Annotated in this window: 19 protein-coding genes; 9 read left to right on the forward strand and 10 right to left on the reverse strand. The window is 60.8% G+C overall.

Translation table 11 applies throughout. From position 1 onward, the window contains the following. Positions 1-62 precede the first annotated feature (62 nt). The 7 genes from ACR0JF_RS09010 to ACR0JF_RS09040 all read left to right on the forward strand — a co-directional run bounded on the left by ACR0JF_RS09010 (position 63) and on the right by ACR0JF_RS09040 (position 10,018). Positions 63-2,147 carry a hydantoinase/oxoprolinase family protein gene (locus ACR0JF_RS09010; protein ID WP_170658978.1) on the forward strand — a complete coding sequence of 695 codons (2,085 nt, stop codon included), beginning with the start codon at positions 63-65 and terminating at the stop codon, positions 2,145-2,147. Continuing rightward, positions 2,147-3,856, forward strand: coding sequence for a hydantoinase B/oxoprolinase family protein (locus tag ACR0JF_RS09015; protein WP_170658976.1), 1,710 nt, complete (start codon positions 2,147-2,149; stop codon positions 3,854-3,856). Before ACR0JF_RS09010 ends, ACR0JF_RS09015 begins: the two co-directional genes overlap by 1 nt. Further along, positions 3,853-5,064 (forward strand): NAD(P)/FAD-dependent oxidoreductase, encoded by a 1,212-nt coding sequence (locus ACR0JF_RS09020; RefSeq protein ID WP_170658974.1) that lies wholly within the window; start codon positions 3,853-3,855, stop codon positions 5,062-5,064. The genes ACR0JF_RS09015 and ACR0JF_RS09020 overlap by 4 nt, the downstream gene beginning before the upstream one ends. Then, entirely contained in the window at positions 5,064-5,837 is a 774-nt protein-coding gene (locus ACR0JF_RS09025; protein WP_170658972.1) for an HpcH/HpaI aldolase family protein, read from the forward strand. The genes ACR0JF_RS09020 and ACR0JF_RS09025 overlap by 1 nt, the downstream gene beginning before the upstream one ends. After that, positions 5,834-7,048, forward strand: coding sequence for a pyridoxal phosphate-dependent aminotransferase (locus ACR0JF_RS09030; RefSeq protein WP_170658969.1), 1,215 nt, complete (start codon positions 5,834-5,836; stop codon positions 7,046-7,048). The genes ACR0JF_RS09025 and ACR0JF_RS09030 overlap by 4 nt, the downstream gene beginning before the upstream one ends. After that, entirely contained in the window at positions 7,045-7,884 is an 840-nt protein-coding gene (locus ACR0JF_RS09035) for an NAD-dependent epimerase/dehydratase family protein (RefSeq protein WP_170658967.1), read from the forward strand. The genes ACR0JF_RS09030 and ACR0JF_RS09035 overlap by 4 nt, the downstream gene beginning before the upstream one ends. A 91-nt stretch (positions 7,885-7,975) precedes the next feature. Next, entirely contained in the window at positions 7,976-10,018 is a 2,043-nt protein-coding gene (locus tag ACR0JF_RS09040; protein ID WP_170658965.1) for an NADH:flavin oxidoreductase, read from the forward strand. 155 nt (positions 10,019-10,173) lie between these two features. Here the strand turns inward: ACR0JF_RS09040 and ACR0JF_RS09045 are convergent, their stop codons facing one another. The 6 genes from ACR0JF_RS09045 to ACR0JF_RS09070 form a co-directional block, all read right to left on the reverse strand. Beyond that, entirely contained in the window at positions 10,174-11,181 is a 1,008-nt protein-coding gene (locus ACR0JF_RS09045; protein WP_170658963.1) for an Ldh family oxidoreductase, read from the reverse strand. A gap of 50 nt (positions 11,182-11,231) precedes the next feature. Continuing rightward, positions 11,232-11,882: a DUF3726 domain-containing protein gene (locus ACR0JF_RS09050; RefSeq protein WP_170479086.1), complete on the reverse strand. Its 651-nt coding sequence runs from the start codon at positions 11,880-11,882 to the stop codon at positions 11,232-11,234. Continuing rightward, positions 11,879-13,570 carry a hypothetical protein gene (locus tag ACR0JF_RS09055; RefSeq protein ID WP_170658960.1) on the reverse strand — a complete coding sequence of 564 codons (1,692 nt, stop codon included), beginning with the start codon at positions 13,568-13,570 and terminating at the stop codon, positions 11,879-11,881. Before ACR0JF_RS09055 ends, ACR0JF_RS09050 begins: the two co-directional genes overlap by 4 nt. A 93-nt stretch (positions 13,571-13,663) precedes the next feature. Beyond that, on the reverse strand, positions 13,664-15,211 hold the full coding sequence (locus tag ACR0JF_RS09060) for a BCCT family transporter (protein ID WP_170747455.1): 1,548 nt from the start codon (positions 15,209-15,211) through the stop codon (positions 13,664-13,666). Between the two features lie 75 nt (positions 15,212-15,286). After that, positions 15,287-16,261, reverse strand: coding sequence for a membrane dipeptidase (locus ACR0JF_RS09065; RefSeq protein ID WP_170747454.1), 975 nt, complete (start codon positions 16,259-16,261; stop codon positions 15,287-15,289). Further along, a complete protein-coding gene (locus ACR0JF_RS09070; RefSeq protein ID WP_170658943.1) occupies positions 16,261-17,709 on the reverse strand; it encodes an aldehyde dehydrogenase family protein in 1,449 nt (482 codons plus the stop codon). The genes ACR0JF_RS09065 and ACR0JF_RS09070 overlap by 1 nt, the downstream gene beginning before the upstream one ends. Positions 17,710-17,816: 107 nt before the next feature. Between ACR0JF_RS09070 and ACR0JF_RS09075 the strand changes: the two genes are divergently transcribed. Next, positions 17,817-18,713 (forward strand): LysR family transcriptional regulator, encoded by an 897-nt coding sequence (locus ACR0JF_RS09075; RefSeq protein ID WP_170658940.1) that lies wholly within the window; start codon positions 17,817-17,819, stop codon positions 18,711-18,713. Beyond that, positions 18,710-19,717, forward strand: coding sequence for a helix-turn-helix domain-containing protein (locus ACR0JF_RS09080; RefSeq protein ID WP_170658929.1), 1,008 nt, complete (start codon positions 18,710-18,712; stop codon positions 19,715-19,717). Before ACR0JF_RS09075 ends, ACR0JF_RS09080 begins: the two co-directional genes overlap by 4 nt. A gap of 3 nt (positions 19,718-19,720) precedes the next feature. Here ACR0JF_RS09080 and ACR0JF_RS09085 read toward each other — a convergent pair whose 3' ends face one another. The 4 genes from ACR0JF_RS09085 to ACR0JF_RS09100 are packed head-to-tail and all read right to left on the reverse strand — an operon-like array spanning position 19,721 to position 23,997. Continuing rightward, positions 19,721-20,284: an aminomethyltransferase family protein gene (locus ACR0JF_RS09085; protein ID WP_170658920.1), complete on the reverse strand. Its 564-nt coding sequence runs from the start codon at positions 20,282-20,284 to the stop codon at positions 19,721-19,723. Continuing rightward, positions 20,277-23,231, reverse strand: a complete 2,955-nt coding sequence (locus ACR0JF_RS09090) for a sarcosine oxidase subunit alpha family protein (protein WP_170658916.1) — start codon at positions 23,229-23,231, stop codon at positions 20,277-20,279. The genes ACR0JF_RS09085 and ACR0JF_RS09090 overlap by 8 nt, the downstream gene beginning before the upstream one ends. Further along, positions 23,228-23,518 (reverse strand): sarcosine oxidase subunit delta, encoded by a 291-nt coding sequence (locus tag ACR0JF_RS09095; RefSeq protein WP_170658913.1) that lies wholly within the window; start codon positions 23,516-23,518, stop codon positions 23,228-23,230. The genes ACR0JF_RS09090 and ACR0JF_RS09095 overlap by 4 nt, the downstream gene beginning before the upstream one ends. Further along, complete coding sequence (locus ACR0JF_RS09100; RefSeq protein WP_170658911.1) at positions 23,512-23,997, reverse strand: pyridoxamine 5'-phosphate oxidase family protein; 486 nt, start codon at positions 23,995-23,997, stop codon at positions 23,512-23,514. The genes ACR0JF_RS09095 and ACR0JF_RS09100 overlap by 7 nt, the downstream gene beginning before the upstream one ends. Between the last annotated feature and the right edge of the window lie 5 nt (positions 23,998-24,002).

Raw genomic sequence — 24,002 nt, forward strand, 5'->3', positions numbered from 1 at the left:
TTTTTCGTCCCGAGCTGGGTTTTAGTCGCGTTTGACAGGTACTCTTTCAAGCGGGCACGGGCATGACCTCACACTCTATCCGACTGGGCGTTGATATCGGCGGCACCTTTACCGATGTCGTTCTGGAAAAGGATGGACAGACATTTTCAACCAAAGTACTGACAACCTATGCCGCGCCGGAAGACGCAATCATCGATGGGATGCAGCAGGTCTGTGCCAAGGCCGGGATCACTCCGGGCCAGATTGACCAGATCATCCACGGCACCACGCTTGCGACCAACGCGCTGATCGAACGCCGGGGGGCGAAAACGGCGCTGATCACGACGGAAGGGTTCCGCGATGTGATCGAAATGCGCACCGAAAGCCGGTTTGAGCAGTATGACCTGAACCTCAAACTGCCTGACCCGCTGCTGCCACGCCACATGCGCTTTACCGTTCCCGGCCGCGTCGATGCGCGTGGCGAAGTTCTGGTTGCTCTGACCCGCGCCGATGTCGAAGCGGTGGTGGACAAGATTGCGCAAGCTGGGTTTGAATCGGTGGCGGTAGGGTTGATCCACTCCTACCTCAACCCGGCCCACGAGCATCTGGTGCGCGAGGTTCTGGCCGAGAAACTGCCTGACGTTTCGGTTTCGATCTCGTCCGAGGTTTCGCCTCAGATGCGTGAGTATGAGCGGTTCAACACGGTGGTTGCCAACGCCTATATCAAGCCACTGATGGCCTCATACCTGGGTCGGCTCGAGGATCGATTGCGCGCCCAAGGTGTCAAATGCCGGATCTTCCTGATGCATTCGGGTGGCGGCATCATCTCAATCCAGAATGCGGCCGATTTCCCGGTGCGGCTGGTCGAAAGCGGCCCCGCTGGGGGCGCGGTTTTCGCGGCTCATGTCGCAGCGCGCTACGGGTTGGACAAAGTGCTGAGTTTTGACATGGGCGGCACCACGGCCAAGATCTGCCTGATCAAAAACCAGACGCCCAAAACCAGCCGCGTGTTTGAGGTCGCGCGGACCTATCGGTTCAAGAAAGGCTCGGGCATGCCGATTTCGATCCCGGTTATCGACATGGTAGAAATCGGCGCGGGCGGCGGCAGCCTGGCTCATGTGGACGGGATGCGCCAGATCCGCGTGGGTCCGGAAAGCGCGGGGTCGGAGCCCGGCCCGGCCTGCTACGGACGCGGCGGCACGCGCCCCGGTGTGACGGACGCTGATCTGGTTCTCGGGAAGCTGGACCCGAACAACTTCGCCGCTGGCTCGATCGTTTTGCACCCGGACAACTCCAAATCTGCGCTGACCGTCCACGTTGGCAACACGCTGGACATGGACCCGGTCGAGGCCGCCTTTGGCGTGGCCGAGGTGGTCGACGAAAACATGGCCAACGCCGCACGCGTTCACGCCGTCGAGAATGGCGAAGACCTGAGCGAATACACCATGATCGCCTTTGGAGGCGCAGCCCCTCTGCACGCCGGGCGTCTGTGTGAAAAGCTCGGGGTCGAACGCCTGCTGGTCCCGCCAGGGGCTGGGGTCGGCTCGGCCATCGGGTTTTTACGCGCGCCCTTCAGTTTCGAGGCCAACCGCTCGGTCTACATGAAGCTCAGCGATTTTGATGCGGGACGGATCAGGCAGCTTTTGTCCGATCTGAGGGACGAAACAACGGGCTTCGTGCGAACCTGCGATGCGACCAGCCCGATCCGAACCGATTTCAAAGCCTATATGCGCTATTCCGGTCAGGGCTGGGAAATCCCGATCGAACTGACCGAAGAACAGGCGATGAACCCCGACGCGGCCGCCTATCAGGCCCGGTTTGAGGCAGGCTATACCAAGCTTTTTGGCCGCCCGGTCGCGGGCATGGATATCGAGATTACCGTCTGGTCGGTCAACGCCAGCACCCCGCCTGAAGAGGTCACGTCGATTGCCGTCACGTGCGCAACAGGCCCGGCCATTTCCGACGGCACGCGACAGGTCTTTGATGCTGCATCCGGTCGCTATCTGGACGCTGATACTGTCGACCGCGCAAGCATGCAGACGGGGCAGCGCGCCCAAGGGCCTGCAATCGTAACCGAGGATGAAACAACCATCGTTGTCCCCGTCAGCCGGGACGCCATCCGCCAGCCCGATGGCTGTATCGACGTTGTGACCAAAGGAGCCACGTGATGAGCAACGAGCAGTCCAAAGTCACCTATCAGGTCATGTGGAACCGTCTGATCTCGGTTGTTGAGGAACAGGCGCAGGCGTTGGTTCGGACGGCGTTCTCAACCTCGGTCCGCGAGGCCGGGGACCTGTCGGCGGGGGTCTACGACACACATGGGAACATGCTGGCACAAGCCGTGACGGGTACGCCGGGCCACGTGAACGCGATGGCAGATGCGGTCGCGCATTTCATTCGCCGAATTGGCCGACAGAACATGCATGACGGCGACGTCTACATCACCAATGACCCGTGGGAGGGCACAGGCCACCTACATGACATCACGATGGTCACCCCATCTTTTCACAAGGGGGCGTTGGTCGGGTTCTTTGCCTGTACCGCGCATATCGTGGATATCGGCGGGCGCGGCTTCGGGGCCGATGCGCAAAGCGTCTATGAAGAAGGGCTGTATATCCCGATCATGAAGTTTGCGGATCGCGGCGATGTGGATGAAACACTGGTGCGCCTCATTCGCGGCAATGTGCGCGAGCCGGATCAGCTGATCGGAGACATATACGCGCTGACCACCTGTAACGAAATCGGCCACCGCCGCCTGATCGACATGATGGAGGAGTTCGACCTCGAAACCCTCGATGGGATTGCCGCGTTCATCCTCGACAACTCCCGCCGAGCGACGCTGGAGCGTATCGCCGCCCTGCCTCAGAAAACCGCTGAGGGTGAAATGACGATGGACGGGTTTGATACTCCGATCACGTTGAAGGTCAGGATCAGCGTTGAAGGCGACAGGATCGTGACCGATTTCACCGGCACTTCGGGGGTGGACAAGAAGGGGATCAATTGCCCGCTGGTCTATACCAAAGCCTATGCATGCTACGCGCTCAAGGTCGCAATCGCGCCCGAGATACCCAATAACGCCGCATCGCTGGCCCCGTTTGAAATCACCGCGCCCGAGAACACCATTGTGAATGCGCTGCACCCGGCTCCGGTCGCACTGCGCCATATCGTGGGCCATTTCGTGCCCGACGCGGTCTATGACGCGTTCGACAAGATCGTCCCCGGCCTCGTCCCTGCCGAAGGCGCGGGATGTTTGTGCAACTTCCAGGTCAGCCTGCGCCCCCGCACCGATGCTCCGGCCCCTAAAGGCGCCCGCCGGTCCGAGGTGCTGACCTTCAACTCGGGCGGGTCAGGCGCACGGCCGGACCACGACGGGATGAACGCCACCGCCTTCCCCTCAGGCGTCATGACCATGCCGATTGAGGCCACCGAACACGCCGGTCCGGTCATCATCTGGCGCAAGGAACTGCGCCCAGACAGCGGCGGTGCTGGGAAAACGCGCGGCGGGCTGGGCCAGTATATGGAGGTCGGTGCGCAAGAAGGGTACGAGTTCGACATTCAGGCCATGTTCGACCGCAGTCAATACCCCGCGCGTGGTCGCCGAGGAGGGGGAAATGGCGCACCAACAACCATCGCTCAGGACGACGGGTCCGACATGCGGGTCAAAGGTAAACAGTTTGTACCACACGGGCGCAAAGTCGTGATGGCGTTCCCCGGCGGCGCTGGCTACGGTGACCCGTCGGAACGGTCAAAACAGATGGTGAAGCGTGATCTGGCGCTCGGATATATTTCAGACGAAACAGCCTCACGCGACTATCGCATCACGGCGTCCGAGATCTCCGAGATCCACCGTGCCGTTGCAAAAGGAGAATACGAATGAGCAACCAAAGCCCGGCCCGGCAAAGCTATGACGTAGTGATCATAGGCGGCGCGATCATGGGGGCCTCGACCGCTTGGTTCCTGTCGGACAATGCCGATTTCAATGGCTCGGTTCTGGTGATCGAACGCGACATGACCTTCGCTTCGTGTTCAACCGGGCATACGAACTCCTGTATCCGGCAGCAATTCTCGGCCGAGCTGAACGTGCGGATCAGCCAGTTTGCCGCCGATTTCGTCAAGAACCTGCGCGGCTATATGGGCGGTGATGACCGGGTGCCAGAACTTTCGATCCATTCCTTTGGCTACATGTATCTGGCGGACACCGAAGGCTTTGCCAACGTGCTGCGCGAGAACCAGAAGGTTCAGTTGGCGGCAGGGGCGGCAACGCAGCTGATGAACGCAGATGAGATCAAGTCCGCCTACCCGTTCTACAATGTCGACGACATCGTTCTGGGTTCGATCAATCTGGTTGACGAAGGCTATTTCGACGGTGCGGCCCTCGACCACTGGTGGCGGCGACAAAGCCGCGAACGCGGCGTCGAATGGATCCAGAATGAAGTCGTCGAGATCACCCGAAACGCCTCAGGCACCAAGGTCGAAAGCGTCACGCTCGCCTCGCGCGAAGTTATTGCGTGCGGACAGGTGGTCAACGCATCCGGCCCTCGGGCGGCCAGAACCGCGCAAATGGCGGGTATCGATGTGCCGGTTGAACCCCGCAAGCGCTATTCCTGGATTTTTAAAGCAGAACAGCCACTAGACCGCGACCTACCGCTGACCATTGATCCATCGGGCGTTCATGTCCGCGAGGTCGGAGGCGGAACGTATCAATGCGGTGGGCATTCCGACATCGACCCGGCGGTGGATTTCGATGATTTCAACATGGACCACGCCTTCTGGGAAAACCACGTCTGGCCTGTTCTCGCCACCCGAATCCCGCAATTCGAAGCGATCAAGCTGCAAAGCGAATGGGCCGGGCACTATGCGATGAACACCTTCGATCACAACGCAATCATGGGTCCGCATACCGAGCTGTCGAACTTCATCTTCCTAAACGGGTTCTCGGGCCACGGGCTGCAGCAATCTCCGGCGATGGGGCGCGGCACGGCCGAGTGGCTGACCTATGGCGAATACCGCGCGCTCGACATGACGCCCTTCAACTACGAACGTATCCCGGCCGGACAACCAATCATCGAAAAGGCAGTGATCTGATGGAGCTAACACCCAACCGTTTCACCCATGCAATCGCAAATGGCGACAAACAAGTTGGTGTGTGGGTCAGCCTGTGCAGCAACAATGCAGCCGAAGTCATAGCCACCTCAGGTTATGACTGGGCGCTGATCGACATGGAGCACAGCGCGAATGACTATCACAGCGTGTTGTCGCAGCTGCAGGCCTTTGAGGCGTATCAGACCACCGCACTTGTCCGCGTCGAATGGAATGACGCGGTTGTGGTCAAACGCCTGCTTGATCTCGGCGCACCGGGGCTTCTGTTTCCAATGATCCAATCCGTGGAAGAAGCCGAACGCGCCGTCGCGGCCACGCGCTACCCCCCGCGCGGGGTTCGTGGGATGGCAGGCGCAAGCCGCGCAACGGGTTTTGGGCGGATCAAGGACTATGTGACGCGCTGCGAAGACGAGCTGACAGTTCTGCTACAAGTGGAATCCCGCGCCGCCTTGGATCAAGCCGAGGCCATCGGCACTGTCGATGGTGTCAGCGGCATCTTCTTCGGCCCGGCGGATATTGCCGCCGATCTGGGTCATGTTGGCAATACCATGCATCCCGAGGTCTGGTCTGAGATCAGAAAAGCCGCGCAGAAACTGATCGCGCGCGGAGTGCCCGTCGGCACCCTGGTCACAGAACCAGCCTTTGCGGCCGAGCTTTTAAACGAAGGGTTCACCTTCGTTGCGAATGCCATTGATACCGGCCTTCTGGCGCGTGCAGCGGATACGGCTCTGGCCCAGACGAAAGATCTCCTGAAATGAGCTTTGCCGCCTCGCGCCTTGCACCCGTGAAACCCTCGGCCTCGGCCTGGGTCAGCCAGGCCGCGAAGGAGGCTCGTGCGCGGGGTGAGGATGTCATTGATCTGGGCCTCGGAGAGCCCGACTTCGACACACCCGACCACATCAAGGAAGCCGCGCATCAGGCGGCTCTTGCGGGTGAGACGAAATACCCGCCCACCAACGGCACCCTGACCATGCGGAAGGCCGTTGTCGACAAGCTGCAGCGTGAAAATGATCTGACCTATGCACCCGATGAAATCATCGTGTCGAACGGGGCCAAGCAGGTGCTGTTCAACGCTTTCATGGCCACGCTCGAGCCGGGCGACGAAGTTCTCCTCTGCGCGCCTTACTTTGGGCAGTACAAGGACATCGTGCTGATCCTTGGCGGTACGCCTGTGACCATCGAATGCCCGGCTGAGGACGGATTTCGCCTGACCCCTGACAGGCTGGCGGCCGCGATCACACCCAAGACACGCTGGCTGTTGCTGAACCAACCCTCGAACCCCTCGGGCGCAGTCTATTCGGACGCTGAGATTGCAGCCCTCGGCGCGGTTCTGGAACAACACGACCGCATCCTGATCCTGTCCGATGAGATCTACGAACACATCCTGTTCGACAAGCGCGTCTTCCGGTCTTTCGCAGCCCTGTGTCCGACGCTGAAAGATCGGACGCTGACAGTGAACGGGGTCTCCAAGGCCTATGCGATGACCGGGTGGCGCATCGGCTATGGCGCAGGCCCGAAAGAGCTGATCGCAGCAATGACCAAGGTGCAAAGTCAGATTTCATCGGGCGCTTGCTCTATCGCGCAGGCCGCAGCGGCGGCTGCTTTGAACGGACCGCAGGATGAAGTACACCGCTTCTGTGCCGCGTTCGAGGCCCGTCGAGACCTTGTAGTCACGCGTATCCGCGACATTCCCGGCCTGACGCTCGACCCGCCGGGCGGAGCGTTCTACTCTCTGATCGGCTGTGAGGGCCTGATCGGGGCCACGACGCCCGACGGTGCAACCCTGACCTCAGACGCAGATGTAACCACCTATCTTCTCAGCGCAGCCGGTGTGGCGGCTGTTCCCGGCAGCGCCTATGAGCTGTCGCCCTTTTTCCGCATTTCGACTGCTGCGTCCGAAGACGTTCTGAACACGGCCCTGAACCGCATCGCCGATGCCGTTGCCAATCTGAAAGGAGTTCGCCCATGAAGAAACTAGTCCTCACCGGCGCAGCGGGGCGGCTTGGATCATATTTGCGCGGGCCGCTGTCGAAACTATGCGACGAGCTGGTTTCCTCGGACATTGCCGACAGCGTGCCCAACCTCGCGCCGAACGAACGCTACGTGAAGGCCGATCTTGCCGATCTTGAGGCCATGGTAGCGCTGCTGGAAGGCGCGGATATGGTGGTTCATTTCGGCGCCATCGCGGATGAGGCCCCGATGGATGTGCTTTGGGGCCCAAACTTCTACGGCGCCTATATCGTGTGGGAGGCCGCCCATCGCAATAATCTGAGGCGCGTAGTCTACGCCTCGTCAATCCATGCGGTTGGCATGCACAAAAAGACCGATTTCATCGGCATCGACGCTCCACACAGACCAGACACGTTCTATGGGCTTGCCAAATGCTTCGCCGAAGACCTCGCCTCGCTTTACTGGGACAAGCGCGGGCTCGAGGCCGTCTGCTTGCGCATCCTGTCCTGCGCGCAGGTCACGAACAGTCGCGCGATTGGGACGTGGCTCAGCTATGATGATCTGGTCCATATGGTGGAACAGGCGATCAAGACCCCGGTCACCGGATTCAGCATCGTCTATGGCGTGTCCGACAATGACCGCGCGCCCGTCGACAACTCCAAGGCTCGGCATCTGGGTTTCCGGCCCAAGGACAATGCCGAGCAATTCGCCGATGAGATCTTTGCCAAGGACGGCCCGCTTGACCCCCTTGATCCCGCCAACATCCATCACGGTGGCCCATTTGCAGCCGTTGATCTGGGCAGCAGCGGTATGGCGGCTCTGAACCTCAACGCAGACGATACGGCGAAGGAGTAGCCTTCAGCCCCTTCTTCGCATCCACAACCTGTTCAGGATCATACCGGGCCTTTTTCTCTGCATACGCCAGCTTTTCCGTGGGAGCATCGCAATGAGCAACGATCCACTTCTGCAGCCATACCAGTTAAAGCACCTCACCTTACGCAATCGGATCATGACCACCAGTCATGAACCCGCCTATCCCGAAGACGGTATACCCAAGGATCGCTACCGCGCCTATCATGCGGAACGCGCCAAGGCCGGTGTTGCGCTGGCGATGACGGCCGGATCGGCCTGTGTGTCCAAAGACAGCCCTCCGGCGTTCAACAACGTTTTGGCTTATCGTGACGAGGTGGTGCCTTGGATCAAAAACCTCACGGACGAGCTGCACGATCACGGCTGCGCAGTGATGATCCAGCTGACCCATCTGGGCCGCCGTACCGGTTGGAGCAAAGGGGATTGGCTGCCCTCGGTCGCACCGACGCATCATCACGAAACCGCGCATCGCTACAATCCCAAACTCATGGAGGATTGGGACATCGCGCGGGTCATTCAGGACTATGCCGATGCGGCCGAACGCATGAAGGCAGGCGGCATGGATGGACTGGAAATCGAGTGCTACGGTCACCTGCCCGACCAGTTCTGGTCCCCGCTGACGAACGAACTTGAGGGGCCGTATGGCCCACAAACGCTGGAAAGCCGCACCCGTTTCGCACGTGAGGTTCTGGCCCGCATGCGCGACAAGGTGGGTGAAGACTTCCTTCTGGGTGTTCGCTTCTCGATGGACGAAACCACCCCCGGCGGCGTGAGTGAGGAAGAAGGGTTCCGCATCGCGCGTCTTCTCAGGGATGAGGGGCTGGTCGATTTCCTCAACGTGACGCGCGGGCGGATCGACAGTGATGCCGCGCTGTCAAAGGTGATCCCGTTGCAGGGGTCGCCCGCTGCGCCGCATCTGGCTTTCGCGGGCCGGATGCGGGCCGAGATCGGCCTGCCCACCTTCCACGCCGCCCGCATACCGGATGTTGCCACCGCCCGCCATGCCGTGGCCGAGGGGCGTCTGGACATGGTCGGCATGACGCGCGCCCATATGGCCGACCCGCATCTGGTGCAAAAGATCGTCGAGGGGCGCGAGGATGATATCCGGCCCTGCGTCGGGGCCACATACTGCCTCGATCGTATTTACGAAGGCGGCGAGGCGCTGTGTATCCACAACGCCGCAACCGGGCGCGAGCTGACGATGCCGCATCTGATCCCTGTGGCTAAGACCCCGCGCAAGGTTGTGGTCATCGGCACCGGCCCCGGCGGGCTCGAGGCCGCGCGGGTTGCTTCCGCCCGTGGTCATGACGTGACGGTGTTCGAGGCCGCCTCGGACCCCGGTGGGCAGATACGTCTGACCGCACAGTCCCAAAGGCGGCGCGAGATGATTGGGATCATCGACTGGCGCATGGCCCAATGCGCCGCACGGGATGTGCGTTTTCATTTCAACACCTGGGCCGAGGCCGAGGACGTCACCGCCCTGAACCCGGACCTGGTCATCGTGGCCACTGGCGGGCTGCCTCAGATGCGGCTGTATGAGCGGATGGAGAATCTGCCCCATGTCATCACCTCGTGGGATATTCTGTCGGGTGACGTGAAAGCCTCGGGCGATGTGTTGATCTTTGACGAGGCTGGCGATCACGCTGGACTGCAGGCCGCCGATATTGCGGCAGACACCGCGCAGGTCGAAATCATGACCCCTGACCGCAGCTTTGCCCCCGATGTGATGGGGCTGAACCTCACGCCGTATCTGACCAACCTGCAAGACAAGGACGTGACCGTAACCGTGGCGCGCCGCCTTAAAGGCGTGCGGCGGGATGGAAACCGCCTGATCGCCGTGATCGGATCGGATTACAGCGCGAAAGTGCAGGACCGGCCCTATGACCAGATCATTCTGAACTATGGCACATTGCCGAATGCCGATCTGTATTTCGACCTCAAGCCCCTGTCGTCGAATCTGGGACAGGTCGACCACGAGGCGCTGATCACCGGCCAGCCGCAAAACCGTGTTGCCAACCCCGAGGGCCGGTTCCAGCTGTTCCGCATCGGAGACGCCGTCGCCGCGCGCAACACGCACGCGGCGATTTACGATGCCCTTCGTCTGTTGAAAGACCTTTGACAGGGGGCTTTCTGGACCAATGACGTAAACAGTTGATCTTCGAGCATGCTTCTTTCACAGCACGCTCGGATCGAATTCCATTTCTCGGTGAGCGATGACGTCGTCCAGTCCCTTGAGGATTGGCGCCCAAAGTCTACTTCTGACGCGATTTCACCTCAGAGAAGTGCGCGCACATTTTCCAGCAGTGCCGCGTTTACGGCAACACCTTCGGTTGCTGCCCGCTCGCGGCAGGTGCGGCGGCCGTCGCCCGGCAGGCGCGCGCCATCTTGGTCGCGGAACGAGGCAATCAGCTCACCCAGTTTCTCGTGGAATGCTCCGCCCGAGGTCGCCTGCGGGTCAATCGCGATGAAGAACTGCCCAGTTTTCGGCGGGCCACCCGCCGTGCCCGAGAACGGGCTGGCGACCGAACCCAGCGTTGCGCCGGTCATCGCAGCGGCCATAAGCTCGACCGTCAGGGCAATACCCACGCCTTTGTAGCCGCCCGATGGGACCATGGAGCCCTTAAGGCCAGCCTCGGGGTCGGTGGTGGGCTGGCCGTCAGCGTCCAAAACCCAGCCTTCGGGCACGGGCTTGCCTTCGCGCGCATGTTTCATGACTTCGCTTTTGGCAATGGTGCTGGCGGACTGGTCGATCAGAAGCGCCGCGTTTCCATCGGCATCGGGGGCCGAGATCGAGAACGGGTTGGTGCCGACAACCGGCTTTGACCCACCAGATGGCGCGATCGAGGCAGGCGCGTTGGTGAACCCGATCCCCATCAGGCCTGCCTGCGCCAGACGCTGGGTATGCACACCCAGAACGCCGCAGTTATACGAGTTGTTGATGGCCAGAACCGCGACGCCCTGCTCACGCGCCAACGGGATCAGCTTCTCGAACCCCAGATCAATCGCGCTGTGGGCGAAGCCGGTGGCCGCATCCACGGCGACAACTGCCGGGCGTGGCTGGGCGACAACAGGCTTGGCGGCACCGTCAACCTTGCCGCATTCCACATGCTGGGCATAGATCGGGATATAGGCCAACCCGTGCGAGGCGACGCCATCCGCTTCGGTCATTGCAGTCGCAACGGCCAGAGGGCGGGCGTTTTCCTCGGATGTTCCGGCTTTGACAAGGGCGCGGAAGGCCAGATCTTCGATCTCGGCCAGAGTCAGGGTTTCGGTGGCGGTCATTCTTCTTTTCCGTTCGTAAGTATGTGCCCCTTGTCGCAAGGGGCGAAGTTTCAGTCGTTGTCGCTGAGGCCCGCGCCAGCACCGCGCAGGCGGCTTTCCTCGGTCGCGGGTGCGAATGTGCGGTGAGCAAAAGCGCTGAGCCTGCTCCAATCTGCGTCGGACACTTCGGCGCGCAGGACCGGCTCGCGGCGGCCTGTCATCTCGGCCGGCGCGCTGAAGACCATCTTGTCTGCGTGACGGGCCTCAAGCGCCTCGGGCGTGGCTTGCACACAGATCTGCCGCCCATCCGTTGCCAGACGCGCACCCTGCCATTCGGCCGCAACCGGTACACCCAAACGCAGCGCAGCCCCGCCCATGAAGGGCACGGCCAGCAAGGGCAGGCTGACATTCTCCATGGTGATTGAGCCGCGATCCATCAGACGAACAGCACAATCGCTGAGCGAGGCTCCGGCGATCAGCGGGCTCATCCGGCGTGTGGGCGCATGCCAGATCTCGGCGCTCAGCGAGACGGGCGAGACGTCGATCGACGGGATACGATCGTTCATCTCCAACAGGTCCGCCAGCAATTCGGCGCCCGAAAACCCAAACGCCGCCAGCCAGCGTGTTCCTTTGGCGGCCTCTTCCGCCAGACCCCAGGACAGGCCCGCGCCGCGTGCGGCGCGTTTGCTCATAGCCTCGATTTCGTTCAGAGAGTGGCTCATGCAGCAGCCCCTTCAAGTTCCGGGAAGACCCAGAAATCGGCGTTTTCAGATGTCAGCTCATGCGGCAAGGGCGCGTTGCCATACATGCAGATGCGCACCCAACGGTCCGAGCGGGGATCGAACTTGGTCGCCCCGAAGAAGGACAGCTTGCAGCGCAGCATGTCGATGGGCAGCACCCGGTCCGAAATCGTGTTGTCACGGATCTCGGCATAGGGCGCGCGCCCTACGATCTGAACGCGGCGCAGCACGTGGCGGTGTTCGGGGTGGCGCAACAGGAAATCGGCGACCTGAGCATCATCCGACCAATGGGCCAGCGCTTGAAACAGCTGCGCGGCGTCCCGACCGGGGGCCAAGGGCTGCTCGTATTCCTCGATCGGTTCCTCGAACCGTTCACCCAGACGCGGCTCCAGCTTTTCTTCCGAGACGTACCAGGCGCGCGCCTTGCTGGCGGGGGTGGCCCAATCGGTCTCAATGGCCCAGCCATAGATATCCTTGAGAAGCGCCCGCAGATCACCGATCTTCATGGCCCCGGCGATGCGGAACGTGGCCGTGTTGTCGGCTGCCATGCCTTCGGCAAAGGCGTCGACCAATGCCCCGTAGGGTTCCAGCATCAGCGAGGCGATCCATTCTTGACCCTCAAGGGTCAGCGACTTTTCGGCCCAGGAATAGAGGGCATCCCAAGGGTGGTCCGCGCCAAGATCCGCGCTGGAGAGATAGTCCTGAAGCTTGGCGATATCGGCCCGCAGGGCGGCGAGTTTCTCGATCTGGATCGGGTGTTCGGACTGCCAGGTCTCGACGATCTGCATGTTGCGCAGCAGCACATCACGGAACACCACGATTTCCGCATCGCTGGCCTTCTCAACCCCGCGTACGACCTGAATCGCGCCTTCGCGCGCGGCCATCCAGTTGTTAAACAGCACCGGATGGTTCAGCAAAAACGGCGCCATTCCTAGACCGGTCGAGTTCCCAATCCCCATCGAGCGGGCAATCCCAGCATCCAGCTTCGCGGCCTGCGCGCCGTTGGCTGCAGCGCGGGTATCAGCCATGTATTGCACAAGATCAGTCACGAACCAGCGGGTAAGGTAGACCGACAGCATCTCAACCTGGAACGGAGCACGGAATTCCGGACGGTCGGCAATCATTTCGCGATCCGCAGCGCCCAACTTGCCGGACCCGTAAACCGCAGTGGTCCGCATCAGGTAACCCACCGCATCAATCTTATCGGTCGAGGGCTGGCGGCCTTCGGCCAATTCGCTCACCACATGCTCCCACAAACGCACCGAGCGGTTGGCGCGGGACACCGACAGTTCAGAACCGGTGACGCGCCCAGCTTCCTGAACGGGAATATTGTGCGAAAGACGCTCGATATCGGCGTCGGAGGGCACGCCGTCAAACAGGGTGAAGGTGGCATCCCAGGCCTCGGCGATCACCCGGTCCGAGCGTTTTTCGGGCGGCAGATCATGGGCATAGGCGATAAGGGAATAGGACCGCTCGGGCCCATGTGCGGTATAGACGGCATGGCCAACTCCTGTGCCGTCAATTTCGAACGCAGTTTTTTCAAACCGCCAGTTTTCCCGAGCCAGTCGTCGCGTCAGGATACGCATGAACGAAAGGCGCGACTGATGCATGGAGCCAAGACGGGCAAGGCGCATCACCATGTTCGGATCACGACGGGGAACGTCAGTCATTCGGTTGTGCCTCCTCAGGTGCTAATATCTGGTCTTCTCTTGAAACCTTCAGGCGTTTTGGCGGGCCGGATGGTCCGGCCCGGCTTGGATCGTTTAGCTCTCATTGCCCTTCGCCAGCGTGATGCGCAGCGCATCCCAAAGCGACGGTAGCAAGATCAGAGACACCGGAACAGCGGTCACCACGATAAAGCTCTGCAGTTTGGACACACCGCCCGATCCAACCGAGATCAGGATGATGGCCATAAGGCCCATCGCGATGCCCCAGAACACGCGCAGCGCTGCCGGTGGGTTGTTCTCGTTGCTCATGGTCGCAGAGATGACATAGCTCATCGAGTCGCCGGTTGTAGCAACAAAGATGGTCGTCAGGATCAGGAACAGGATCGAGATCACGAAGCCCATCGGAAGGTTGTTGGTGATCGCCAGCAGGGCGGCAGGCAGGTTGAAGCCTTCGAATGCGGTGGCGATCGTGCCGGGGTTCTCAAGCTCCATGGCGATGCCGGTGCCACCGATGATGGTGAACCAAAAGTTGGTCACGATCGGCGCGATGATCGACAGCATGATGATGATCGAGCGGATCGAACGACCACGCGACACCCGAGCGATGAACATGGCCATCAGTGGGCCATAGCCCATGAACCAGCCCCAGAAGAACACGGTCCACCAGCCCAGCCAGCCGGGTTCGCCGAACAGACCGGCCTCACCCCGATAGAGTGCCATCTGGAAGAAGTTGCTCACGTAGGTGCCAAAGCCCGAGAAGAACGAGCCAAAGATGAATCCGGTTGGTCCTGCGATCAGAACGAACAAAAGCAAGATGGCCGCCAGGATCACGTTAACCTTGGACAGAACCTGAATACCGCGCGACAGACCGGTCATGGCCGAGATCGTGTAGATCGCTGCCAGCCCAGCAATTACGGTCGCCTGCAGGGCAAACGTATCCGAAAAGCCGAACAGATCGGCCAGGCCATAGCTCACCTGCAGACCCAGGAAGCCGATGGGGCCAACGGTGCCCGCAACCACAGCGATGATCGAGGACGCATCCGCAATCAGGCCAATTGAACCGTTGATCGCCTTGTCCCTGAAGACCGGGTACAACAGCGTGCGCGGCGCCAGCGGCAGGCCCTTTTCATAGTGGTAGTGCATCAGCATGACCGTGGTCAGCGACCCCAGAATGGCCCATGCGAGGAAACCCCAATGCATGAAGCTCTGGGCGATGGCCGGGTTCACGGCCTCGGCCGTTGCCCCTTCACCACCGTAAAGCGGCGCGGGGTACAGGAAATGGGCAACCGGCTCACCTGCCGCCCAGAACACGCCGCCACCGGCCAGCAGCGTGCACATGACCATCGAGCCCCACTGGAAGGTGGTGAACTCGGGCGCAGCCAGGCCGCCCATGATGGCACGCCCGCCGGGCAGAACGCACAGCAGCAGGCCGATCAGGAAGGTGGCGAGCAGAAGCACCTGCCAGTAAAGGCCAAAATAGGTGGCCGCGACATTGAAACCCCAATCCACAGCGCCAGAAAGGGCGTCCAGATCGACCAGGGCCGCTATGCAGAACAACGCGATAAAACCGCCAGAGATCAGGAACAGCGGTTTGTTCACGCGGTTTTCCTGTACAGGGGCAGTGTTCAAAGATGCCTCAGACATCTCTCCTCCGTTAATATTAGTAAGGCCGTTTCTATCTGGAATGCGGCCAAAGCTTCGTCGTTTAGCTGACCTACATCAAGTGAGCGGTTTGAAGTTCTCGTTAAAGAAACGGTACCAGTTGCGCCCCATGATCCCGTCGACCTCAGCGTCGTTCATGCCGGTGGCGCGCAGGCCTGCCCGGATGTTGCCGAAGTCACGGTTGTCGTTGAACCAGCCCGGCATGGGCGGGAAACCGGGGGCCGAGGCTGAGCCTTCGCCATAATCGATTTCCTTCGTCCAGCGACCTACGCGCATCCATTCCACGATGCTGTCGGGCTGGTCCTGACACAGGTCGGTACCGATCCCAAGATGCTGCGCACCGTATTTGTCCGCCGTACGCGCTATCATCTCGCAGAAGCTTTCCAACGTGCAGTCGGATTTGTCCTTCAGATGGTGCGGGTAGACCGAGAAACCCAGCATGCCGCCGTTTTCCGTCACCGCACGGATCACCGCCTCACGCTTATTTCGCAGGGCGGGCGACCAGTCGTAGGGGTTCGCGTGGGTGATAGCGATGGGACGTTCCGAGATCTCAGCTGCCTCGATAGTCGAGCGGTCGGCCGAGTGGCTCATGTCGACAACAAGGCCCACGCGGTTCATCTCTTTGATGACCTGTTTGCCCATGCGGGTGATGCCGGAATCCTCGGCCTCATAGCAGCCGGTCGCCAGCAGCGACTGGTTGTTATAGGTCAGCTGCATGAACCGCGCGCCTAGCGTGTGCAGGATCTCGATCAGGCCGATATCGTCTTCCATAGGGCTTGGGTTCTGGAACCCGAAGAACACTGCTGTCCGGCCGGTTTCCCGCGCCGTGTCTATGTCGCTGGCCCACTGACCTTTCATGATCAGGTCCGGGTATTGTTCGAACCAGCGGTTCCACTGTTCGAAATTCAACACCGTTTCGCGAAAGTTCTCATGATAGGCGATGGTGACGTGGATCGCATCCACGCCCCCCTCGCGCAACTGGCGGAAGACCTTCTCCGACCAGTTCACATATTGCAGGCAATCGATCAGCATCAGACGGGGCCTGCACTGATATAGGCGGTTTTGACCGTGGTGTAGAATTCCGCCGCGGCCTTGCCTTGCTCGCGCGGGCCGTAGGAGCTGTCGCCACGGCCGCCGAAGGGCACGTGATAGTCGGTGCCTGCGGTGGGCAGGTTCACGGTGACAACACCGGTGCGCGCATTGCGGCGGAAATGGGTGGCGCGGGCCAACGACTTGGTCACGATGCCCGAGGTCAGACCAAAGTTGGTGTCGTTGACGACGTTCAGCGCCTCGTCGTAGCTACCCACCTTGATGACGCTGGTGAGCGGTGCGAACATTTCCTCTCGGTTGATGCGCATGTCGTTGGTGGTGTTCACGAACACGCCGGGCGACATGTAGTACCCGTCATGCGGCATCTCGAGACGCGCACCGCCACAGACTAGTTCCGCGCCCTCGGATTTGCCCAGATCGACATAGGCCAGGTTTTCGCTCAGCTGTCGCTGGCTGACGACGGGGCCCATCTGAACGCCCTCTTCCAGCGCGTGGCCCACTTTCATCGCCTGCGCGCCCGCGACGAGCTTTTCGACAAAGGCGTCATGAATGGCAGAATGGACCACGAGGCGCGAGGACGCCGTGCATTTCTGACCGGTGCCACCAAACGCACCGCCCAGAGCCAGCGTTACCGCTAGATCCAGATCGGCATCGTCCATAACGGCCAGAGCGTTCTTTGATCCCATTTCCATCTGAACCTTCGTCAGGTTCTGGATCGCAGCAGCGGCGATACCCTTACCCACCGGAACCGATCCGGTGAAGGAAATCGCGTTGACCTTGGGGCTTTCCACCAGACGTTGACCGATGGACCGGCCCGAACCCATGACCAGGCTGAACAGACCTTTGGGGATATCCTGACGGTTGATGATCTCGGTCAGTGCCACAGCCGAGGCCGGGGTGATGTTGGCTGGCTTCCAGACAACCGCGTTGCCATAGCACAGCGCCGGAGCAATCTTCCACGACGCAGTTGCGGTGGGGAAATTCCACGGGCTGATGATGGCCACAACGCCAACGGCCTCACGGCGAACATCGACCTCGATGTCGGGGCGTACGGAATCCGCGTTCTCACCAATCTGGCGCAGACACTCGGCGGCGTAGTAGGTGAAGAACTGACCGGCGCGGAACACTTCGCCTTTGCCTTCGGCCAACGGTTTGCCTTCTTCACGGCTTAGCAGGGTGCCCAGCTCCTCGGCGCGGGCCATCAGCTCAATGCCGATCGCGTTCAGAACAGCCTGCTTGCGCTCCAGCCCATAGGCGGCCCATTCCTGCTGAGCGGCGCGCGCCTGATCCAGTGTCGCCTCAAGCTGATCCGCGCTGGCCTGTGCAAATATGCCGACCAGATCGCTCAGGTCCGATGGGTTGCGGTTTTCGATCTCACCTTCGCCGGTGACCCATTCTCCAGCGATCAGGTTCTTTTGAATGTCAGCCATAGCCGTTTGCCCCATAGAGAATTTGCTAAGCGGGTATGGACTCTTTTTCGACAATCAATCAAACTAAAATTATTGAAGTTTACTTCAGAAAGTTTGAAGTTCCCAGCATGACACTCAAGATCGAAATGCTTCGCGGCTTTGTCGCGGTTGCCCGCACTGGCAACCTGACGGACGCGGCCGTTGTCCTGAAACGCACCCCGTCGGCGGTATCAATGATGCTCAAGCAGTTTGAGACGCATCTGGGCGAACCGCTGTTTGAGACGGACCGCAAAAACAAGCTTACCGCGTTGGGAGAGTTCGTGTTCGAGCAATCGCAGCTGGAATTACAGCATTTCGACAATACGGTCCGGGCCATCGAAAACTTTGCCGATGCCAGTATGGGACATGTCAGAATAGCGACGGTTCCATCGGTGGCAGGCACGATCATACCACGCGTTTTATCCCGAAATACAAAAGCTTACGAGGAAGTGAGAATTGAGCTGCGCGACATGGATTCCAAGTCCGTCCTGCACGAGCTGTCGCGGGAGCGCATTGATATCGGCATCGCGACACTGCGCGGGAACGGGTCGGGCCTGCACAGTCAGCTTTTGCTGACCGACTGGTTTGGCGTGCTGCTGACTCCGGACCACCCGCTGGCCCGTGACACCGGCCCCATCGACTGGGACGCGCTAGAGAATGAGCAGCTGATCGCCAACAGCCTGTCCGAAAGCATCCCCGGGCCCGAGGCGGAAAAACTTCACGCGGGCTCTCGGTTTTCGGCACATAACATCGCGTCTATTCTGGGCATGGTCCGAGCCGGGATCGGGATCACACTCCTGCCTGAGATGGCGGCAATTTCCTCGGGGCAGTCCGATCTGGTGTTCCGCCCACTGGCGGACAAGACCGCCAAGCGTCAAATTCACCTCATACGCAAGGCTGATTCTGCACTGTCGCCTGCTGCGCGCAGACTGGAAAATGACATCCTCGAAACCGTCGAGGACCTAATGAAAGAGCAACGTTCATGACAGATCAGGTCGAGAAAATTTCGCTGGGCATCCTGATCTTTCCAGGGTTCCCGATGGCATGCCTGACATCCTGTATCGAACCGCTGCGCGCGGCGAATGAGATCTCGGGGCAGGAGGCGTTCAGCTGGCATGTCATCGCCGAAAAGGACCAACCGATCCAGTCCTCGGCTGGCGTCACCTTTTTCCCCGACAGCACCTTGGCCGAGGCTCAATCCCTGACGCATCTGCTGTTTGCCTCAAGCCCGAACAGTGTGTTCGACACCCCCTCCAAGGCGAACGCGGCCCTTCAGCGCCTGATGCGTAACAAAACCCGTATCGGCGCAATCAGCGGCGGCGTCTTCCCCCTTGCCCGCACCCGGCTGACCCGCGACAACCCTTTGTCGGTGCATTGGTGCTACGAGGCCGCTTTTCAGGCTGAATTTCCCGAAATCCCGATCCATGGGACAGTGATCTGCGAAGAAGGGGCCTTTAGCACAATCTCGGGCGCCTCTGCCGTGTTCGATCACATGCTGGCCCTAATCGAAAAACGGCTTGGCGGTGATGTCATGGCCGAGGTCGCCTGCTGGTTCCAGCATCCCTTCATTCGCAGCGGGACCGTTACGCAAAAGGTGCCCGCAATCTCAACCGCGCAGAGTCAGGACCTTTTGCCAAAACAGGTTGCAAAGGCCATTCAGCACTTTGCAGAACATATCGAAAACCCCATCCAAATCAGCGAAGTCGCCGATGCGGTGGGCCTTTCGGCGCGGTCACTAGAACGGAGCTTCAAAAAGGCCACAGGGCACAGCCCTTTGACATATTATCGGCGGATGCGAATGAATCAGGCGCGGCAATTGGTGCTGTATACGAACGACCCGATCGCCGAGGTCGCCTATATGGTCGGCTACGCCACACCCAGCGCCTTCATGCGGCACTATCGTGAGACGTTTGGGGTCACGCCGATCAGCGACCGGCGTGCCAAGAACTCGATGCGGGTGGGCAGCGACGATGTGCTGCCCTCGGGCTAAGCTTCAGGCGATGGATTTCGCGGCGGCCAACAGGCCGTGATGCAGCGACGCCGCCGAAGAGCGCGGGCCAAGAACGGCCATGTGGTCCTCGGCCAGACGCCATAGGAAGACGCCCAGATGCTCCGCCGTGGTTCGGATCGCCGCGCCCGACCCCATCATGCGGACCGGCGCGTTGCTGAGCCGTTCGAACAGATCGCACAGAGCCGCGCCCTGCACGTCGAACCGGCACCAGCCATCCGTTTGCTCGGATACCGATGCGGTGTCACCGACGATCTGCTTCAACTCGGTGGCCAGCAACTCGTGACTGTCATGCGGGGCCATGACCATCCATTGCTCCGGCCCCATCCAGAGCGCGGAATAAGGCGCAGCCTGAGCGGATTGACCAACCTCGGGCAAGCTCAGACCGATTTTGTCGGCCAGCGCCTTTTGCACGGCACCGGCCTGATCCTTGCGCGCCGCGACCGACGCCAGCGCCTGATCCACGACCTCGGTGATCGTGATCGAACCGACCGTATCGACACGCGGCGTGTCGCCGCCCAGCGGGGTGATGGGTTTCAGTTTATGCACGAAGCTTCTCCCCTTCCGGGTCCACGAAATGAGCGCTGACGATTTCTACCAGGACCTCTTGGCCTTCCAGCGGGTTCACCAGACGCAGTTTTTCACCCATCCGGTCAGAGCCACCTTTGACAAAAGCCAACCCGATCGAACTTTGCAGTATCGGCGAATAAGCGGCCGAGGTGACATAGCCCTGATCATGGGCCGCATCGACCGGGCCTGTGGCATTCATCAGATGGCCGCCCGCCGTAACGGTCTCATTCGCGTCCACTGGTTTCAGCCCCACCAGAGCCAACGCGTCCGGGGTGTTCAGCCCCTCCCGACGGCTTAGAACATTGCCGATGCAGTCCTTCTTAGCGCTGACCATGCGCGCCATGCCAAGGTTCAGTGCTGTGGTCGTACCGTTTAGCTCGTTGCCGGTCGCATGACCCTTTTCGATCCGCATGACGCCCAAAGCTTCGGTGCCGTAGGGCGTAACATCGAACTCTTCACCCGCCTCCATCAGCGCGCGCATCAGCCCGTCGCCATAGCGTGTGGGCACCGCGATCTCATAGGCCAGCTCGCCCGAGAACGAGATCCGGAACAGTCGTGCCCGCAGGCCACCGCAGACAGTGATCTCACCGCAACCCATGAAGGGGAACGCCTCGTTCGAGATGGCAAAGTCAGGGTCCACGATCTTTTGCAGCAGTTTGCGGCTGTTGGGACCGGCCACGGCATATTGCGCCCAGGCCTCGGTGGTCGAGATCAGCTGCACGTCCATATCCGGGCACAGGCATTGGCGGACGAATTCCATATTGCGATAGACCAGAACCGCGTTGGCGGTGGTGGTGGTCACGACGAAATGGTCCTCGGCAAAGCGCGCGGCGGTACCGTCGTCATAGGCGATGCCATCCTCGCGCAGCATCAGGCCATAGCGCACCTTGCCCACGGGCAGTTTGGCGAACGCGTTGGAGTAGACCATATTCAGAAACGCTGCGGCATCCGCGCCCTGCACGTCGATCTTGCCCAGTGTCGTCACATCGCACACACCGACCGAGTTTCTTGTCTGCAGCACCTCGCGGTCCACCGATTGGCGCCAATGGGTTTCGCCCTTGCGCGGGAACCATTGGGCACGCAGCCAATTGCCAACCTCGACAAACACGGCGCCCTGCTCCTCGGCCCATTTGTGGCTGGGCGTCAGGCGGGTCGGGTGGAAGTCCTTACCCACTGCACGGCCACCAAAGGCACCCATCGCAACCGGTGTGTAAGGTGGACGAAAGATGGTTGTGCCCGTGTCCTGAATGGACTTGCCGGTCAGTTCGGCCATCACCGCCAAGGCACCCACGTTCGAGGTCTTGCCCTGATCGGTTGCCATGCCCAGCGTGGTATAGCGCTTGAGATGCTCGACCGAGGTGAAGTTCTCTTGGTGTGCCAGCTTGACGTCTTTGACGGTCACGTCGTTCTGGTAGTCCAGCCATGCGCGCTTTGCGCCTTTGACGTGCCAGAACGGGCTGATCGAGACCGGCGCATCGACTGCAGCGGGCAGATCAGCGGGGGATGCCGTGATGCCGAGATCGCCCAGAGCGGAGACCGCTGCCGCCGCACCGCCGTGCAGCGCCGCTTCGGTGGTCATCTCACCCTTGGCCGCGCCTGCCACGATCTGACCAACGGACAGGCCGTCCCCCGGAACAAAGGCGTGGATATCCGCGTTCCAGACCGGACGACCGCGCTGATGGCAGGTCAGGCCCAGGTTGGGGTTCCAGCCGCCGGACATCGCCAGCGCCTCACAATAGAGATCCGTCGTGTGGCCCTTCGCGGTCCGCACTTGCACCGAGGTCAGACCCAAACGGCCCGAGGTGTTGATGATCTCGGCCCCTTTCAGAACCTCGGTGCCCTCGACATCCGCAGCATCCGGGCGCGTGTCCACAATGGCCGGGACCTTAATACCCTGCGCCATCAGATCGCGTGCTGTCTGGTGCGCGTCGTCATTGTTGGCAAAAACCACAACCGATTGCGCAGGCGTCGCGGCCCAGCGGTTGGCGTAGGACCGCACCGCTCCGGCTAGCAGGATACCGGGTCGGTCGTTGTTCTCAAAAGCGATGGGACGTTCGATGGCCCCGGTCGCGATCAAAGCGCGCTTGGAGTAGATCCGCCACAGGGTCTGGCGGGGTTTGTCTGCTTCGGGCGCGATCAGGTGATCCCCGTTGCGTTCGACCGCACCGTAAATACCGTGGTCGTAGGCCCCGAACACGGTTGTACGTGGCATGACCCGCACATTTTTCATCGATGCCAGCTCGGCCAGAGCCTGCGCGACCCAGTCCGCGCCAGAGATATCGGCCAAAACGCTGGTCTCGGCAATCAGACGCCCGCCCATGCGGAAGTCTTCATCGGCCAGAATGACCTGAGCGCCCGCACGTCCGGCGGTCAGCGCCGCCGCCAGACCGGTCGGGCCTGCGCCGATGATGAGCAGATCGCAATGCAGGAAGCCCTTGTCATAGAGATCGGGATCATCCTCACCCGTCAGGCTACCCAGACCAGCGGCCTTGCGGATGATCGGTTCATAAAGCTTTTCCCAGAACGCCTTGGGCCACATGAAAGTCTTGTAGTAAAACCCTGCGGTCAGGAAGTTCGAGAACCGGTCATTGATCGCCATGAAATCACGCTCCAGCGACGGCCAGCGGTTCTGGGAATTGGCGTTCAGGCCGTCATACAGCTCGGCCACGGTGGCGCGGGTGTTCGGCTCCTGCCGCCCACCTGAGCGCAGCTCGACCAGAGCGTTCGGCTCTTCGCTGCCAGCGGTTAGGGGGCCGCGCGGGCGGTGGTATTTGAACGACCGGCCCATCAGGCGCACGCCATTGGCCAACAAGGCCGAAGCCAGCGTGTCGCCCTCATAGCCTTGATAGGACTTGCCATCGAAGGTGAAGCTGAGGCTGGCGTCGTGGTTGATCAGCCCGCCATTCAGTCGATTGCTCTGAGTCATTGTGCAGCCTTCCCTGCCGCTTTGGCCACGTCACGGGCCAGTTCGACTTTCAGGATTTCATGGGTCAGCGTGTTGCGCGTGACCACCAGCCACGACCGGTCGCCTTGTTCGTGATACCAAAGCTCGCGATGCTCGCCCGCCGGGTTGTCACGGAGGTAGAGGTAATCGTGAAACACCTGCACCGCGTCCTCGGCCTGCCAGTCAGGACGATTGATCAGCGAGGCATCGCCAAGATAGGTGAACTCCTGCGCGTCGCGCGGGCCAAGCAGGGGGTGATTGATCAGCATGCTTCGACCTCCGACCTTTTGTGAATGATGTTGATGTCGCGCACGCGTTGCATCCACTTGGCGCGCAGCTCTTCGCTGGTGACACCCATGTCATAAGCGGGCGTGGCCAGAGGCTTGCACGCTGTCACCTTGATGACCACAAATCCAGAGAACATCGGCTCAAGCTCCGGCCAGCGGTTGGTATAGGCCGGGCGCAGCGACGGGTAGCGTGCATCGTCGCGCGGAACATAGCTGGCGTCGCCCTGGATCAGGACGCCCCGACGGGTCAGGATATCGATGAAGTTGACCTCGACCTGCGGACGCACCGCAATATTGGTCAGAGTGTCCGGAGACCGCATTTCGGCAAAGCTGATCGTGGTATCATCATGGGTCACAAACGTACCCTTGGGCGAGACATTCGGGTTCCCTTCGGCATCCGCTGTGGCCACAAAGCCAAGATGCCAGTTTTCAATCAGATCGCGTGCAAACTTGTTGATCATGGCGA

It is taken from the genome of Ruegeria sp. BG11, assembly GCF_056538565.1.